15 protein-coding genes are annotated in these 17,062 nt (G+C 65.9%); 14 read left to right on the forward strand and 1 reads right to left on the reverse strand.

Annotated features, from left to right (window positions below; genetic code table 11):
- The first annotated feature begins 6 nt into the window (after nt 1-6).
- From AC0L3S_RS01045 to AC0L3S_RS01095, 11 genes are all read left to right on the forward strand, one after another.
- Nucleotides 7-813, forward strand: a complete 807-nt coding sequence (locus tag AC0L3S_RS01045) for an AAA family ATPase (RefSeq protein WP_473277801.1) — start codon at nt 7-9, stop codon at nt 811-813.
- Nucleotides 814-823: 10 nt separating this feature from the next.
- Nucleotides 824-2,740, forward strand: a complete 1,917-nt coding sequence (locus AC0L3S_RS01050; protein ID WP_473277802.1) for a nitric oxide reductase activation protein NorD — start codon at nt 824-826, stop codon at nt 2,738-2,740.
- A 74-nt stretch (nt 2,741-2,814) separates the two neighbouring features.
- Nucleotides 2,815-3,480, forward strand: coding sequence for an HAD family hydrolase (locus AC0L3S_RS01055; RefSeq protein ID WP_473258332.1), 666 nt, complete (start codon nt 2,815-2,817; stop codon nt 3,478-3,480).
- Nucleotides 3,481-3,488: 8 nt separating this feature from the next.
- Nucleotides 3,489-4,439: a sugar-binding transcriptional regulator gene (locus AC0L3S_RS01060; RefSeq protein ID WP_473277803.1), complete on the forward strand. Its 951-nt coding sequence runs from the start codon at nt 3,489-3,491 to the stop codon at nt 4,437-4,439.
- Between the two features lie 384 nt (nt 4,440-4,823).
- The gene (locus AC0L3S_RS01065; protein ID WP_473258387.1) at nt 4,824-6,077 is read left to right on the forward strand and encodes an ABC transporter substrate-binding protein; all 1,254 of its coding nucleotides are present in this window, start codon (nt 4,824-4,826) and stop codon (nt 6,075-6,077) included.
- A gap of 90 nt (nt 6,078-6,167) precedes the next feature.
- Nucleotides 6,168-7,040, forward strand: a complete 873-nt coding sequence (locus AC0L3S_RS01070; RefSeq protein ID WP_473277804.1) for a carbohydrate ABC transporter permease — start codon at nt 6,168-6,170, stop codon at nt 7,038-7,040.
- Nucleotides 7,041-7,043: 3 nt separating this feature from the next.
- Nucleotides 7,044-7,874, forward strand: coding sequence for a carbohydrate ABC transporter permease (locus AC0L3S_RS01075; RefSeq protein ID WP_007608460.1), 831 nt, complete (start codon nt 7,044-7,046; stop codon nt 7,872-7,874).
- Between the two features lie 16 nt (nt 7,875-7,890).
- Nucleotides 7,891-8,898 (forward strand): ABC transporter ATP-binding protein, encoded by a 1,008-nt coding sequence (locus tag AC0L3S_RS01080; protein WP_473277805.1) that lies wholly within the window; start codon nt 7,891-7,893, stop codon nt 8,896-8,898.
- A 42-nt stretch (nt 8,899-8,940) separates the two neighbouring features.
- Nucleotides 8,941-9,714: an SDR family NAD(P)-dependent oxidoreductase gene (locus tag AC0L3S_RS01085; RefSeq protein ID WP_473258323.1), complete on the forward strand. Its 774-nt coding sequence runs from the start codon at nt 8,941-8,943 to the stop codon at nt 9,712-9,714.
- Between the two features lie 38 nt (nt 9,715-9,752).
- Nucleotides 9,753-11,393 carry an FGGY-family carbohydrate kinase gene (locus AC0L3S_RS01090; RefSeq protein ID WP_473277806.1) on the forward strand — a complete coding sequence of 547 codons (1,641 nt, stop codon included), beginning with the start codon at nt 9,753-9,755 and terminating at the stop codon, nt 11,391-11,393.
- A gap of 5 nt (nt 11,394-11,398) precedes the next feature.
- Nucleotides 11,399-12,334 carry a carbohydrate kinase family protein gene (locus tag AC0L3S_RS01095; protein WP_473258319.1) on the forward strand — a complete coding sequence of 312 codons (936 nt, stop codon included), beginning with the start codon at nt 11,399-11,401 and terminating at the stop codon, nt 12,332-12,334.
- 168 nt (nt 12,335-12,502) lie between these two features.
- Here the strand turns inward: AC0L3S_RS01095 and AC0L3S_RS01100 are convergent, their stop codons facing one another.
- A complete protein-coding gene (locus AC0L3S_RS01100) occupies nt 12,503-13,390 on the reverse strand; it encodes a LysR family transcriptional regulator (RefSeq protein ID WP_473258316.1) in 888 nt (295 codons plus the stop codon).
- Between the two features lie 120 nt (nt 13,391-13,510).
- On the opposite strand from AC0L3S_RS01100, the gene AC0L3S_RS01105 reads away from it, so the two are divergent.
- The 3 genes from AC0L3S_RS01105 (at nt 13,511) to AC0L3S_RS01115 (ending at nt 17,062) form a co-directional block, all read left to right on the forward strand.
- Nucleotides 13,511-14,932 (forward strand): amidase, encoded by a 1,422-nt coding sequence (locus AC0L3S_RS01105; RefSeq protein ID WP_473277807.1) that lies wholly within the window; start codon nt 13,511-13,513, stop codon nt 14,930-14,932.
- A gap of 289 nt (nt 14,933-15,221) precedes the next feature.
- Nucleotides 15,222-16,172 carry an ABC transporter permease gene (locus AC0L3S_RS01110; protein ID WP_473277808.1) on the forward strand — a complete coding sequence of 317 codons (951 nt, stop codon included), beginning with the start codon at nt 15,222-15,224 and terminating at the stop codon, nt 16,170-16,172.
- Nucleotides 16,169-17,062, forward strand: a complete 894-nt coding sequence (locus tag AC0L3S_RS01115; protein ID WP_473277809.1) for an ABC transporter permease — start codon at nt 16,169-16,171, stop codon at nt 17,060-17,062. The genes AC0L3S_RS01110 and AC0L3S_RS01115 overlap by 4 nt, the downstream gene beginning before the upstream one ends.

The raw sequence follows: 17,062 nt of genomic DNA on the forward strand, positions 1-17,062 counted from the left end.
GAAATCATGAAAGCAGCCCTTCACGCCTTGGCCGCGCCTGCGCTACCGGCCTATGTTGCAAGCGGCAACGAATGTGCGCTGTTCGAGCATGCCTGGCGGCACCGGCTCCCGGTTCTGCTGAAGGGGCCGACCGGTTGCGGCAAGACGCGTTTCGTCGCGCATATGGCGGCGCTGCTCGGCTTGCCGCTCCACACCGTCGCCTGCCACGACGATCTCACTGCCGCCGATCTCACGGGGCGCTATCTCCTGAGGGGCGGCGACACCGTGTGGACCGACGGTCCATTGACGCTCGCGGTCCGCGAGGGCGGCATCTGCTATCTCGACGAGGTGGTGGAAGCTCGCAAGGACGTCACCGTCGTGCTGCATCCGCTCACCGATGACCGCCGTATCCTGCCGCTGGAGCGAACCGGCGAGGAGCTCGTCGCTCCCGCGAGCTTCATGCTCGTCGTCTCCTACAATCCCGGTTACCAGACCCTGCTCAAGGCGTTGAAGCCGTCGACGCGGCAGCGCTTCGTCGCCATCGAGTTCGGCTTCCTGCCGACCGAGCAGGAGATTGCGGTCGTGTCGGCCGAGAGCGGGCTGCCGCCGGATCGCGTACGGCCGCTGGTCGCGCTCGCCGGACGTCTGCGGGCGCTGAAGGGGCATGATCTGGAGGAGGGCGTCTCGACCCGGCTCGTGGTGTATTGCGCGACCTTGATCGCGGCGGGAGTCTCGATCGCCGATGCCGTGCTCGCCGGCATGATCGAGCCGCTGACCGACGATTCCGACGTGAAGGCGGCGCTGCTGGATGTCGCGCGCGCCGTGATTGGGTGAGGCAGGTTCCATGCTCGACTTCCTCGAACTGGAGGAGACGGTCGGCCGTGCCTGGCACCGGATGGTCGGCGGCACCGCGAGCTATCCGGTCCACGATGATCACGCGGTCGCGCTTGCGGAGGTGAGAGGCCGGCTCGCGGTGATGTTCCGTGCGCTTGGGGGCGAGACGGGCGTTCAGATCGCGAGTGCAGGCGCGCGCAGGGCGGGCCATCGGCTCGGCTGGCGGCAACGCATCGGCCTTGGAGACGAACGTCTCGAACAGCCGGGCCGCGACGCCACGACCATCTTCCTCCCCGACCGCATCGCGATATTTGCCGACCACGACCTCAACGCATGCCTCTATCGCTGGCTTGCGGCGTGGTTCGCGGTCGCGCCGATCGAGACGATCACGGAGGATGATCCGCTGCGGCGGGACCTTCTGGTCTTGCGCCGGGCGAGCGAGACGGCGGTCTTCGTGCTCACGCAGTTTCCCGGGCTCGCCGCCGATTACGCGCGGCTCGCCGCAGCAACTGCCGAAGCCCGGCCGCAACGTCAGTTGCCGCGTCTCGAGCAGGAGATCGAGCAGATCGTCCTGGCCCTGCTCGGGGCCGGAAAGGCGCCCGCAGGCCAGCTGTGGCCGGCGATGATGGGGACAGGTCCGCTGCCGGACAAGGCCCCGCCCGGCTATCGCTCGGTCCTGCCATGTCCGCTCTGGGGCGATTGCTGGACGCGCGAGCTCTCGCCCGCGCATGCGGGCGACGACGAGTGCGCAGCGGGCGCGGGGGACGCGGGCCAGGACAATCGCAAGCGCTTTGCCGTGCGCGAGCGCGAGGACAACGCCAACCGCCGCGATCCCTTCGTGCTCAACCGCTTCGAAAAGATTTTCGCAATGGCCGAGATGGTCAATGTCGACCGTCCGGCTGACGACAGCGAGGACGCGGACGCGCAGAAGGCCGCCGACGATCTCGAGGAGATGACGCTGAGCCGCCGCAGCGGCAAGCCGGCGAGCCGGCTCAAATTCGATCTCGACCTGCCGCCGGAAGCCCTCGATGCCTCGCTGCTGAACGCTGACCTCAGCTATCCCGAATGGGATTGCCGCAGCAGCTCCTACCTGCCCGATCATTGCCGCGTGCTCGCGGGCGCCGCGTCCGAGACCGGCGAGATCTGGTCGCCCGACGAGACCATGCGCCGGCATATCCGTCAGGTACGGCAGCGCTTCGAGATCTTGCGGCCGCGCCGCGAATTGATGCGCGCCCAGGCCGACGGGCACGATCTCGACCTCGACGCGCTCGTGCGCGCCCGGTGCGATCTTCGCGCCGGCAGCGGCGGCGGTCTCGATCGCATCCATGTCGCGATGCGCCCGCAGGGGCATGATCTCGCCGTCACACTGCTTGTCGACGTCTCGCTCTCGACGGACGCCTGGGTCGACGGCCATCGCGTGCTCGACGTCGAGAAGGAGGCGCTACTCGTGCTCGCGCACGGCCTGTCGGCCTGCGGCGACCATCACAGCATCCTGACCTTCACCTCGCGCCGGCGGTTCTGGGTGCGGCTCGAAACCGTCAAGGCCTTCGGCGAGCCGATGAGCGGGGCAGTGGAGCGTCGTATCGGTGCGCTGAAGCCCGGCTATTACACGCGGATCGGCGCGGCGGTGCGCCACGCCTCGGCCGAGCTCGCGCGTCAGCCGCAGCGCAAGAAGCTGCTGCTCGTCCTCACCGACGGCAAGCCGAACGATGTCGATCACTACGAAGGCCGCTTCGCGGTCGAGGACACCCGCAAATCGGTGCAGGAGGCGCGCCGGCTCGGCATCGCCGCCTTCGGCGTCACGGTGGACGCAACCGCGCAATCCTATTTCCCGACGCTGTTCGGGCGTGGAGGCTACGCCATCGTCGGCAACATCCGCCGACTGCCCGCGGCCCTGCCGGCGATTTACCGGCAGGTGGCGCACTGATTCAGGAAAGGGTGCGGCGTTCCGGCCTTGGGTGAGCTATTGCCCACCATTTGGGTATATGATCGAATGCTGGGATGGACCAGGGCCGGCCGAAACTCGATCTGATCATCTTCGACTGCGACGGCGTGCTGGTCGACAGTGAGCTGTTGAGCTGTCGGTGCCTGTCCGACGTGCTGGCCGAATGCGGCATCGCGCTGAGCCCGGAGCAGGCGTTCGAGCTCTTTCTCGGACGCAGCACCAAAGCGGTCGAGCAGCACTATCGGGATCTCGGGCAGGTCGTGCCGGACGGCTTTCTGCCGCGCTTGAAGTCGCATGTGTTGAGCACGTTTGCCGGATCACTCCAGCCGATCGCGGGTGTTGCCACCGTGATATCGGAATTGCGGATACCATTTTGCGTAGCCTCGTCCAGCGATATCGACCGTGTCGCGCTCTCTCTTGACGTCACCGGCCTGCGGGCGCATTTCGGCGATCGGATCTACACCGCGCAGATGGTCAGGCATGGCAAGCCGGCGCCTGATCTCTTTCTCTACGCAGCCGAGCAGACGGGCGCGCAACCTGCGCGCACGCTGGTGATCGAGGACAGTGCGAGCGGCGTGCAGGCGGGCAAGGCGGCCGGCATGACGGTCTGGGGATTTGCCGGCGGCAGCCATTATCGCGGCCGCGACGGGCAGGCTATACTGTCGGGTGCGGGGGCCGACCGGGTCTTCGCGCGCATGATCGATTTCTGGAAGGACGCCTGACGTCTGCCATGGCCGCCGAGAACGAAAAGTCCAGGCTCGATGACGCCGCGCGTGCCGGCTGGCTCTATTTCATTGCCGGTCACACCCAGGACGAGATCGCAAAGATGCTCCAGGTGTCCCGCGCGTCGGCGCAGCGGCTGGTGTCGCTGTGTCTCGCCGAGCGGCTCATCACCTTCCGGCTCGAACATCCCATCGCCGCGTGCATGGAACTGGCGGCGCGTCTGAAGCAGCGTTTCGAGCTTACTCATTGCGAGGTGGTGCCGGCGGATTCCGCCGCGCCGCAGGCCACAGCGGGCATTGCCGAACGCTGCGCCAACCTGCTCGATTCCACCCTGCGTTCGGAGACCCCCGTCATCGTCGCGCTCGGGACGGGACGCGCCGTGCGCGCCGCGGTCGAGCGCGTCACGCCGATCGACCGGCCCAACCACCAGATCGTCTCGCTGGTCGGCAATATCTCCGCCGACGGTTCGGCGAGCTTCTACGACACCGTCGGCCGGCTCGCCGACCGCACCGGTGCGCGGCACTATCCGATGCCGCTACCGTTCCTGATGTCGTCCGAGGATGAGCGCAACAAGATGGTCCGGATCGAGCCGATCGAAAAGGTGAAGGCGGTCGCGGCCAAGGCGGATTTGCGCCTCGTCGGCATCGGCCAGATGGACCAGAAGGCGCAGGTCCATGTCGACGGCTTCGTCACCCGCGACGAATTGTTCGAGATGATGCGGCAGGGGGCGATCGGCGAGATCACAGGCTGGGCGTACGACGCCAAGGGCCGCCTGCTCAAGGCCGGCACCAACAAACGCCTGACCAGCATCCCGCCGGAGGTCCCGGCGAAGACCACCACGATCGGCGCCGCGGTCGGCGCAGCCAAGGTGCCGGCGATCGCGGCGGCGTTGAATGGACGGTTGATCAACGGGCTGATCACGGACGAGGCGACCGCACGGGCGATTCTGGAGCGGTAGGGCGTAAGCCGCCGCGGCAATGGGACTGCGCTCCCTTGCCCGCTTGCGGGAGAGGGCTGGGGAGAGGGTCTCTCCGCTGGCAAGATTCCCCAAGAGGAGAAAGCCCTCATCCGTATCGCATCTGCGATGCGATACGACCTCTCCCGCAAGCGGGAGAGGTGACGAACCCGCGGCGCCTTCTTGCAGACATCACTCGCTCCCGCACCGCAGCACTCATAAGTTGCGCGAACAGCTTTGTGCCTGCTTGACAATGGCTCGCCCTCAGTCGAACATACGCCCAACGCGTGGGTATATGCTCAAAAGCGCGATCCTAGGGAGGTCACCGTGAAACACGTCCTTGGCGCCGTCTGCGGCGCATCTTGCCTGTTGCTGGCCGTCCCCGCGATGGCCGAAACCACCCTGACGATCGCCACCGTGAACAACGGCGATATGATCCGCATGCAGGGGCTGACGGGTGAATTCACCAAGAAGAACCCCGATATATCGGTCAAATGGGTGACGCTTGAGGAGAACGTGCTGCGCCAGCGCGTCACCACCGACATCGCCACCAAGGGCGGCCAGTTCGACGTCCTCACCATCGGCACCTACGAGGTGCCGATCTGGGCCAAGAAGGGCTGGCTGGTGCCGCTCGCCAATCTTGGCGCCGACTACGACGTCGCCGACCTCCTGCCCAAGATCAAGGATGCGGTCTCGGTCGACGGCAAGCTCTACGCCGCGCCGTTCTACGGCGAGAGCTCGATGGTGATGTACCGCACCGACCTGTTCGACAAGGCCGGCCTCAAGATGCCGGAAAAGCCGACCTGGGATTTTGTCGTCGACGCCGCCAAGAAGCTCACCGACAAGAGCGCCGGCGTCTACGGCATCTGCCTGCGCGGCAAGGCCGGCTGGGGCGAGAACATGGCGTTCCTCTCCGCCATGGCCAATTCCTATGGCGCACGCTGGTTCGACGAGAAGTGGCAGCCGCAGTTCAACACCCCGGAATGGAAGGCGACGCTCACGACCTATGTCGACCTGATGAAGCAGGCCGGCCCTCCCGGCGCGAGCTCGAACGGCTTCAACGAGAACCTCGCGCTGTTCAATGCCGGCAAGTGCGCAATGTGGATCGATGCCACCGTCGCGGCGTCGTTCGTCACCAATCCGAAGGACTCCAAGGTCGCCGACAAGGTCGGCTTCGCGCTGGCGCCCAACACCGGGCTCGGCAAGAACGCCAACTGGCTGTGGGCCTGGAGTCTCGCAATCCCCGCCGGCTCGAAGAAAGCGGAAGCCGCCGAGAAGTTCATCGCCTGGGCCACCAGCAAGGACTACACCAAGGTCGTGGCTGCGAAGGAGGGCTGGGCCAACGTGCCGCCGGGCACCCGAACCTCGCTCTACCAGAACCCCGATTATCTGAAGGTCGCCCCGTTCGCCAAGCTGACGCTGGCCTCGATCGACGCCGCCGATCCGAACAAGCCGACGGTGAAGCCGGTGCCTTACGTCGGCGTGCAATATGCGGCGATCCCCGAATTCCAGGGCATCGGCACCCAGGTGGGCCAGCAATTCTCGGCGGCTCTTGCGGGCTCGATGACGGTCGATGCCGCGCTCGCCGCAGCGCAATCCGCAACCGAGCGCGAGATGAAGCGCGCCGGCTACATCAAGTGAGCTCGAACTCTCCCTCCTGAGCTCAGACTTGCGGCCATCCACCGCCAGGGAGGGATGGCCGCCTTCTTTCCGCAAGCGGAGAAGCCAAAAATGGCGACCCGGCAGACGCAGCTTCTCGCACGGACGCTCCTGACGCCGGCCGTCGGGCTGCTGTTCATCTGGATGATCGTCCCGCTCGCGCTGACGCTCTATTTCTCGACGCTGCACTACAGTCTGCTCGATCCCGGCTCGGAATCATTCGTCGGGCTGGAAAATTTCCGCTACTTCCTGACCGATCCCGCGTTCCTCGCCTCCCTTCAGAACACGCTGGTGCTGGTCGGCTCGGTGCTGGCGCTGACCGTCCTGCTCGGAATTCCGCTGGCGCTGTTGCTCGACCAGCCCGTGATCGGCCTCAACGTCGTGCGGCTGATGGTGATCGCGCCGTTCTTCGTCATGCCGACGGTGAGCGCGCTGGTCTGGAAGAACCTGCTGATGCATCCGGTGTCCGGGCTGTTTGCCTGGATCGCTTCGGTGTTCGGATTGACGCCGATCGACTGGTTTACCGATGCGCCGTTGCTCGCGGTGATCCTGATCGTGTCGTGGCAATGGCTGCCGTTTGCGACGTTGATTTTGCTCACCGCGATGCAGTCGCTCGACGAGGAGCAGAAGGAAGCCGCCGAAATGGACGGCGCCAGCGCGGTCTCGACCTTCATCTACATTACGCTCCCGCACCTCGCGCGTCCCATCACGGTGGTGATCCTGATCGAGACGATCTTCCTGCTCACCGTCTTTGCGGAAATCTACGTCACCACGGGCGGCGGCCCGGGACTCTCGACCACCAACATCGCCTTCCTGATCTATTCGCAGGCACTGATCCAGTACGATGTCGGCACCGCCTCGGCGGGCGGCCTCGTCGCTGTCGTGATCGCCAACATTGTTGCCTTTTTCCTCGTCCGTATCGTCGGCCGCAATCTGGAGGCATGAGACATGGCGCGTATGGCGACGAGGCAGCGGGTGGTGGTCTCGACCATTGGGGCGTGGTTCTTCGGCTTCCTGATCTTTTTCCCGATCCTCTGGATGGTGCTGGCGAGCTTCAAGACCGAACTTGAGGCCTTCGCGATTCCGCCGTCCTTCCTGTTCTTCCACTGGACCACCGAGAACTACGCGACGGTTCAGGAGCGCAGCGACTATTTCCTCCACGCGATGAACTCGATCATCATCGCCGGCGGCTCGACCTTGATCGCACTGCTGATCGCGATCCCCGCCGCCTGGTCGATGGCGTTCTCGCCGACCAAGCGCACAAAGGACATCCTGCTCTGGATGCTCTCGACCAAGATGATGCCGCCGGTCGGCGTGCTGGTGCCGATCTACCTGATCTACAAGTCCTTCGGCCTGCTCGATTCCCGCATCGGGCTCGTCTTCATCCTGTGCCTGGGAAACTTGCCGATCGTGATCTGGATGCTCTTCACCTATTTCAAGGAGATCCCGCGCGACATCCTGGAAGCCGCGCGCATGGACGGCGCCACCATCGGCCGCGAGCTGGTCTATGTCCTGACGCCGATGGCGATCCCGGGGCTTGCATCGACCATGCTGCTGAACCTGATCCTGGCCTGGAACGAGGCGTTCTGGACGCTCAATCTGTCGACCTCGAACGCTGCGCCGCTCACCACGTTCATCGCGTCCTATTCGAGCCCGGAGGGGCTGTTCTGGGCAAAGCTGTCGGCGGCGTCGACGCTGGCGATTGCGCCCATTCTCGTCCTCGGTTGGTTCAGCCAGAAGCAGCTCGTGCGCGGGCTCACGTTTGGCGCGGTAAAGTAGGAAGGGCTGCCGGATCATGGGTCAGATCACACTTCAGGACGTGCAGAAATCCTTCGGCCCCGTGCACATCATCAAGGGCGCGGACCTGGAGATTGCCGACGGGTCGTTCGTGGTGTTCGTAGGGCCATCGGGCTGCGGCAAGACCACGCTGTTGCGGCTGATCGCGGGGCTCGAGGACGTCTCCGGCGGCAAGATCCTGATCGACGACAAGAACGTGGTCGACACGCCGCCAGCCAAGCGCGGGCTGTCGATGGTGTTCCAGTCCTATGCGCTCTATCCGCATATGAGCGTGCGCGGCAACATCGGCTTCGGCCTGAAGATGGCGGGCCTTTCCAAGGACGAGATCAACCGCAAGGTCGAGGCCGCCGCCGCAACGCTGAACCTCACCCCTTATCTCGATCGCAAGCCGCGCGAGCTCTCCGGCGGCCAGCGCCAGCGCGTCGCGATCGGGCGTGCCATCGTCCGCGAGCCCAAGGCGTTTTTGTTCGACGAACCACTCTCCAATCTCGACGCGGCGTTGCGCGTGCAGATGCGGATCGAGGTGACACGGCTTCAGAAGCAGCTCGGCACCACCGCGATCTATGTCACCCACGACCAGGTCGAGGCCATGACCATGGCCGACAAGATCGTCGTGCTCAACGGCGGCAAGATCGAGCAATACGGCTCGCCGCTGGATCTCTACGAGAAGCCGGCCAACCTCTTCGTCGCCGGCTTCATCGGTTCGCCGAAGATGAACTTCGTGACCGGCGAGCACGCGTTGCAGAAGGGCGCGGCCACGATCGGCGTACGGCCGGAGCATCTCAAGATCGAGCGCGACGGCGCCGGCGGCTGGCAGGGAACGATCGCGGTGGCCGAGCACCTCGGCAGCGACACCTTCCTTTATGTCGATGCCGGTCAGCTCGGCATGCTGACGGCGCGCTACGTCGGTGAATTGAGCCTGCACGCCGGCGACCATGTATCGCTGGTGCCGGAGCCCGCGCGCATCCATCGCTTCGACGCAAGCGGCAACGCCATCCGGGGCTGACAAGAAGCGGCGGCAAGAAACGGCAAGAAACGGAAAAGCAACATGTACCTGGAAAAATTCAAGCTGAACGGCAAGACCGCGTTCATCACCGGCGGCGGGCAGGGCATCGGGCTCGCCTGCGCCGAAGCGCTGGCCGAAGCCGGCGCCAGGGTCGTCATCGGCGATCGTGACAGCAAGGTCGCCGACAGTGCGAAAGCCAGCCTGAAGGCGAAGGGCTATGACGCCGAGACGGCGATCATGGACGTCACCGACACCAAGCGCGTGGCGGAAGTGGCCAACGACCTCGTCGCCCGCCACGGCAAGGTCGACATCCTGGTCAACAATGCCGGCATCGCTCGCAGCGAGACGCCGGCGGAGACCGTGACCGACGAGCACTGGCTCAACGTCATCGACGTCAATCTCAACGGCACCTTCTGGTGCTGCCGTGAGTTCGGCAAGCACATGCTGAAAGCGAAGAGCGGCGCCATCGTCAATGTCGGCTCGATGTCCGGCTTCATCGTCAACAAGCCGCAGGAGCAGTGCTTCTACAATGCCTCCAAGGCTGGCGTGCACCATCTGACGAAATCGCTCGCCGCCGAATGGGGGGCGCGTGGCATCCGCGTCAACGCGGTGGCGCCGACCTATATCGAGACGCCGCTCAACGCGTTCGTGAAGAGCAATCCGAGAATGTACGACGCCTGGATCGGTGGAACCCCGATGGCGCGGATGGGGCAGGTCGAGGAGATCGCCTCCGTCGTGCTGTTCCTCTCGTCCGAGGCCGCGAGCCTGATGACCGGCAGCATCGTGCTGGTGGATGGCGGCTACACTTGCTGGTAGGCTTGCGTCAAAACTGACGAGAGCTTCCGGGGGCGACAATGCCGCGAGCGTATATCGGCGTCGATGTAGGGACCACGAGCACGCGGGCCGGAGTGTTCGACGAAGCGGGCACCTTGCTGGCGATCGCACGGCATCCGATCACGATATGGCATGAGGCCGGTGACATCGTCGAACAATCGTCCCAGGATATCTGGGACGCTTGCACGGCGTCGGTGCGGGCCGCGATGGCGGAAGCTGCAATCGCGCCCGACAGCGTCGGCGGTATCGGCTTCGACGCCACCTGTTCCCTCGTGGTGCTCGACCGACAAGGCGATCCGCTCACCATCAGCGCCTCCGGCGAGGCGCAACGCAACGTCATCGTCTGGATGGACCACCGCGCCACGGCCGAGGCGCGGCTGATCAACGAGACCGGTGATGCCGTGCTGCGCTATGTCGGCGGCTCGATCTCGCCAGAGATGGAGATGCCGAAACTGCTGTGGCTGAAGCGGCACATGCGCGCGAGCTTCGACGCCGCAGGGTACTTCTTCGATCTGGCGGACTTCCTGACCTGGCGCGCAACCGGCTCGCTGCAGCGCTCGACCTGCACGGTCACCTGCAAATGGAACTATCTCGCCCATGACGGCGGCGGCTGGAGCGCGCCATTCTTCAAGCGCATCGGCCTGTCGGACTTCGTCAACGAGACATACGCCCGCATCGGCACCGAGATCGTCGCGCCCGGCACGCGGCTCGGCGCCGGGCTTACCAGTACGGCGGCCGCCGATCTTGGCTTGTCGCCGGGCACGCCGGTCGGCGCCTCGTTGATCGACGCCCATGCCGGCGGCATCGGTGCGATCGGTGGTCGCGACGGTGCGGGCGGTGCCACCGATGTCAGCGATCGCCTCGCCTACATCATGGGAACGTCGGCCTGCATCATGGCGACGACGAAGGAGCCGTGCTTCGTTCCGGGCGTGTGGGGCCCTTATTATTCCGGCATGGTGCCGGACTTCTGGCTCAACGAGGGCGGCCAGTCCGCCGCGGGCGCCGCGATCGACCATCTTCTCAAGTCGCATCCGGGCCATGCCGAGGCAAGCGCTGCGGCGCGAGCGGAGGGGCTCGACCTCATCGATTTCCTCGAGCGCCGCATCATCGCGCGCGCCGGCGATGCCAGCCGTGCCGCGCTGCTGGCACGCGACATTCACGTCCTCCCCGAATTCATCGGCAACCGCTCGCCCTATGCCGACCCTGACACGCGCGCGGTGATCGCGGGCCTCGATCTCGACACCGACATCGCCTCGATGGAACGGCTGTTCGTCGGCGGTCTGTGCGGGCTCGCCTATGGGCTTGCCGAGGTGATCGAGGCCTTTGCCGCGCATGGCGTCCATTCCAGCATCATGATCATGGGTGGCGGCGCCAGCCGCAGTCCGCTGGTGCGGCAGATCATGGCCGATACGACCGGCCTCACGGTCGCGCTGCCGCAGACCAGGGAGCCCGTGCTGCTCGGCGCCGCGATGCTCGGCGCAGTCGCAGGCGGCGCCTATGCCTCGATCGGGGAGACCATGGCAAAGATGTCGGCGCTGGGACGGAGGAGCGAGCCGACCACGCCCGACATCGCCGCCTTTCACGCCCGCAAGCGCGAGGTTTACAAGTTGCTGCGCGAGGTCGATCGCGGCAGCCGCGCCGCGATGCGAGTGGGAGTTTGAAACGGATGCTGATTTCCTGCGGCGATGCGCTGATCGATTTCGTCCCGACGCGAAACATCGACGGGCGCGAAGCGGTGATGCCGGCGGTCGGCGGCTCCTGCCTGAACGTCGCAATCGGCATGGCGCGGCTCGGCGCGCCGACCGGCTTTGTCGGCGGGATCTCGACGGACATGTTCGGACGCATGATCGCCGACCACGCCGCTGCCTCCAATGTCGAGCTCGCGCTCGCCGCCCGCAGCGATCGCCAGACCACGCTCGCCTTCGTTCGCATCGTCGCCGGCGAGTCGCATTACGCCTTCTACGACGCCGAGACCGCGACGCGGAACTGGAGCTACCGGCGCGGCTCCATTCCCTTCGATACGGTCGAAGTTCTTCATGTCGGCTCGACCACGCTCGTCAACGACCAGGGCGCGACCGAGACCAGGGCCCTGATCGCGGACGCAGGAGCGTCCTCGACAATCTCCTTTGATCCGAATTGCCGGCCCAACCTCGTGAAGGACAAGCCGGCTTATCTCGCCCGCATGGCCGAGTTTGCCGGCTGTGCCGATCTCATCAAGATGTCGGACGTCGATTTTACCTATCTGTTCGCCGAGGAGCCGTATCACCAGCGTGCGAGCACGCTGCTCGCACGCGGCGCGAGCCTCGTCGTCATCACCCGTGGCGACAACGGTGCGATCGCATGGCATGCGGGGGCAGGGCAGATCGAGGTCGCCGCCCCCAAGGTCGTGGTCGCCGACACCATTGGCGCGGGTGACAGTTTTCAGGCGGCGTTATTGTTCGCCCTGCACAAGCAGGGACGTCTCGCCCGGCAGCAACTGAAGGATATCGGCGCAGACGAGCTTCGCCGCGCGCTGTTCTTTGCCGCCAATTGCGCCGGGCTGACCTGCACCCGTCCGGGCGCCGATCCGCCCTGGAGCCACGAGATCAGTTGGAGCTGGTAATTCGCTTTTTCCTTCTCCCCTTGTGGGAGAAGGTGGCGCGAAGCGCCGGATGAGGGGTTGCTTCCGCGAATTCACAAACATGAGGTCACGCGCGGAGAGAACCCCTCACCCGTCTCGCCGCTACGCGGCGAGCCACCCTCTCCCACAAGGGGAGAGGGGAAGCACGTCTCACAGCCGAGCAACAGCCTTCTCGGCGCATTTCAGGAAAGTGCGGATCAGCGGACTCTGGGAGTCCCGTCGCCAGCAGACCGCGATATCGATGGAATCGGTCGCATCCCGCAACGGCCGGAACACGACCCCGCGCGGCGCGCCGAGCTGCGCGCAGGCGGGCAGGATTGCAAGACCCTCACCGGCGAGAACCAGGCTCATCGCCGAATGCACCGTCTCCACCCGGCTCGCAATCGGCATCACGATCTGATGCCGCCGCAGCAGGGCCGCGACCGCGGAGGAGGAGGGGTCTCGCTCCGGCGGCGGCAGCGCGATCAGTGGACGGCCCTGGAGTCGTATCATTGGCACCGCGCTCAGGCGCGCAAGCGGCGAACGGTTTGGCACCGCCAGCATGAACGGCTGCGCGCCGATCCGGGCCACCTGGATCTCGGGATGGTGGATCGCCGGCATGCACAGCGCGACCGTGACGCTGCGATCGAGCAGCCGCGCCTCGCGCGTCGAGGCACTGAGCTCGGCGAAATCGAGATCGACGCCGGGAATGGATCGCCGCAGTTCGGGGATGAGACGCGGCAGCATCGCGTTCGCCAGCACGAACATGTAGCCGACGGACAGCCGGCCACGGGTGCCGGCCGCGACCGCGCGCGCGGCTTCGATGCCGTCGGCCGCCAGCGCCAGCGCCTCGCCGGCGCGCGCCAGCAGTGCCTGGCCCGCGTCGGTCAAAGCCATGCCGCTCGTGCCGCGGCGGAACAGCCGCGCACCGACCTCGGCCTCCAGCTTGCGGATCTGGACCGACAGCGGCGGCTGCGCCATCCGCAGCCGCTCGGCAGCCTTGCCGACGCTGCGCGCCTCGGCGACGGCGACGAAATAGCGGAGCCGGCGAAGATCCATTGGCATACCGAAAACGTATGGGTTGATGTTCAAAATCGTATTGGCGGCGAGTTAACAAAACTGTCATCCTGGCTGTCAATGCTATCGGCCACCGGCGGCCGGCTTCGGAGCGATGTGACGATGAACGGTGATCCCTGCCTGCTGTCCGCAACCGTGCTGCGCGGCCTCATCGCGACAAAGCAGATCTCCCCCGTCGAGCTCACCCGCGCGGTGCTCGCCCGCGCCGAAGCGCTCCAGCCCGAGCTGAACTGCTTCATCACGATCTGCGGCGACGAAGCGCTTGCCGCCGCGCGTGAGGCCGAGCGCAGGCTGATGGCCGGCGAGCCGCTCGGCCTGCTGCATGGCATCCCCGTCACCGTCAAGGACATCGTCAACACCAGGGGCGTGAAGACCAGTTTCGGCGCCATTCCTTACAAGGACAATGTTCCGGACGAGGATGCCGTCGCGGTCGCGCGGCTCCGCGCGCAAGGCGCCATCCTGATCGGCAAGACCACGACGCCCGAATTCGGCAGTAAATGCCTGACCGACTCGCCGCTGTTCGGCCGCACCCGCAATGCGTGGAGCGCCGAGCGTTCGTCCGGCGGCTCGAGCGGCGGCGCGGCGGTGGCGGTGGCGAGCGGCATCGCGCCGCTGGCGATCGCGACCGATGGCGGCGGCTCGACGCGGATTCCCGCCGCCTGCAACGGCGTGGTCGGGCTGAAGCAGAGCAACGGCGTCATCCCGCACAGCCAGGCGCTGGACGTATTCGGCAACCAGACCTATGTCACGCCGATGACGCGAACCGTCGCCGACACCGCGCTGATGATGCAGGCGATGGCCGGCGAGGATTCTTGCGATCCCTGGTCGATCGGCGTTCCCGTGCCCGACCTCATCGGCACGGCCGCCCCGCGCGGGGATCTGCGTGGGCAGAAGATCCTGTACTGCCTGTCGCCGCCCGGACGCCCTGTGTCTACCGATGTTGCAGCCAGCTTCAAGGCGAGCCTGGATCGACTCGCGGGCCTGGGCGCCGAGCTCGAGGAATTCTCCGGCGAGGGGTTCGACATCGAGCCGATCTGGCGCGCCATCAACCATACGGTCTGGCGGACGCGCTTTGCAAAACTCGCGGCCGAGCATGGGGACGCGCTGAGCGAGGCCTTCCGGAAGCAGCTAGCGCTTGCCACCGACGTTAGCGGCGTCGCTTATCAGGAGGCGATGTTCGCGCGCACGGCGCTGTTCCGCCGGGTCCAGTCTCTGCTTGCGCGTGGGCATTTGCTGGCGACGCCGACCATCACCCGGACCGCCCTGCCGATCGATCAGGATCTGTTCGGCACCATCGAGATCGACGGCAAGCACTTTGACAGCGTCCGGCCGCACTGGTTCCCCTGGACCATGCCGTTCAACATGACCGGACACCCCGCGATCAGCCTGCCCTGCGGCTTCGACCGCGACGGCCTCCCGATCGGCTTTCAACTCGTCGGGCGCTTCCGCGCTGACGCGGACTTGCTGCGCGCGAGCGCGCTGTTCGAGGCGTCGCATGACCTCCCGTCCGGTTGGCCGGCTTGAGGAGACGGGCATGCAAAGGACTTGTTCGCAAACCACTTGCCTCCGATGCCCGGACATGTTGATCGTGCTGCGGATGAGCCCTGAATCCGAGCGTGCATGAGCGTATTTGTCCCAATGCGGCACGGCGCCCGCAACCCTCTCAGTGTCGTCCTGGCGAAAGCCATGACCCATACCGCGGAATTGATCGGTGACGGGCGGTGCCAGTACCGAACGATGAGTCTTCGCCAAACCGCTCCCTGGGGCTATGGGTCCTGGCTTTCGCCAGGACGACGTCGGAGCTCGTGAGCGCATGAGCGTGTTTGTCCTTCGACGTCTGCTGACCCTGCTGGCGACGCTGGTCGGCGCATCCGTGATCATTTTCCTCGTGCTGGATGCTCTCCCGGGCAACGCTGCGCAGATGCTGATGGGCGCCGACGCCTCGCCAGACGCGGTCCGCGCGCTCACGGTCAAGCTCGGGCTCGATCAGCCGCTGGCGGTTCGCTATTTGCAATGGGTCAAGGGTCTGCTGGTCGGCGATCTCGGCAACAGCTATGTCTACGGCACGCCGGTCGCAAGCCTGATTGCGGAGCGGCTGGTGCTGACCATTCCGCTCGCGATGATGTCCATGCTGATCACGGTGACGCTGGCGCTCTCGGCCGGCATCTACACCGCCGCCAACCACAACAAGCTCGGCGACGTCGGCGTGATGTCGCTGACGCAGGTGGGCATCGCGCTGCCGAATTTCTGGTTCGCGATCCTGCTGGTGCTGTTGTTCTCGGTGCGGCTGCAATGGCTGTCCGCGGGCGGCTTTCCCGGTTGGGAGGACGGCATCTGGCCCGGCATCAAGTCGCTGCTGCTGCCGGCGATCTCGCTCGCGGTGGTGCAGGCCGCGATCCTGGCACGCGTCACGCGCTCGGCGGTGCTGGAAGTGCTGCGCGAAGACTTCGTCCGCACGGCGCGCGCGAAGGGCCTCGGCAAGCGCGAGGTGCTGTGGAAGCACGTGCTGCGCAACGCCATGATTCCCGTGATGACGGTGATGGGCCTGCAATTCGCCAATCTGCTCGCCGGTACCATCGTGATCGAGAACGTGTTCTATCTGCCGGGGCTCGGCCGCCTGATCTTCCAGTCGATAGCCAACCGCGACCTCATCGTGGTGCGCAACTGCGTGATGCTGCTCGCGACCATGGTCGTCATCGTCAATTTCGTGGTCGACGTGCTCTATGCCCTTGTCGATCCCCGCATCAAGGTCCACGATCTGTGAGCGCGCCGCTGACCACCCTCGTCGACGCGCCGGCCATAGCGCGCCCTCTGCCGGCCCGGACCTTCTGGCGCCGCGCGCTGCGTCATCGTAGCTTCGTGCTCGGCGGCGCGCTGAGCCTGCTGGTTCTCGCCTCGGCGCTGCTGTCGCTGGTGTGGACGCCCTGGTCGCCCTATGAGATCGACATCGCGTCAAAGCTCCGGCCGCCCTCGGCCGCGCACTGGCTCGGCACCGACGTCTTCGGCCGCGACATCGTCTCGCTGCTGCTCGCCGGCGCCCGCTCCACCATCATGGTCGGCGTCATCGCGGTCAGCATCGGCCTCACCTTCGGCGTCTGTCTCGGCCTGATCGCGTCGGCCAGGCGCGGCTGGACCGAAGAGATCATCATGCGCTTCTCCGATTTCACCTTCGCCTTTCCGGCCGTGCTCTCCGCCATCATGCTCGCTGCGGTCGTTGGGCCCGGCATGGTGACCTCGATCGTCGCCATCGGCATCTTCCAGATCCCGACGCTGATCCGGTTGACGCGCGGCTCGGCCAACGCGATCTGGGCGCGCGAATTCGTGCTGGCCGCGCGTGCGGCTGGCAAGGGCAAGTTTCGCATCACCATCGAGCACGTGCTGCCCAACATCATGTCGATCCTGATCGTGCAGGCGACGATCCAGTTTGCGCTCGCGATTCTTGCCGAGGCCGCGTTGTCCTATCTCGGTCTCGGCACGCAGCCGCCGCAGCCGTCCTGGGGCCGGATGCTGAACGACGCGCAGACGCTGCTGTTCCAGTCGCCGATGCTCGCGGTCTATCCGGGCGCTGCGATCGCGATCGCGGTGCTCGGCCTCAATCTGCTCGGTGACGGACTGCGCGATCTGCTCGACCCTCGACTGGCGCGGGAGCGATGA

This window comes from Bradyrhizobium sp. Ken01 (assembly GCF_055807355.1).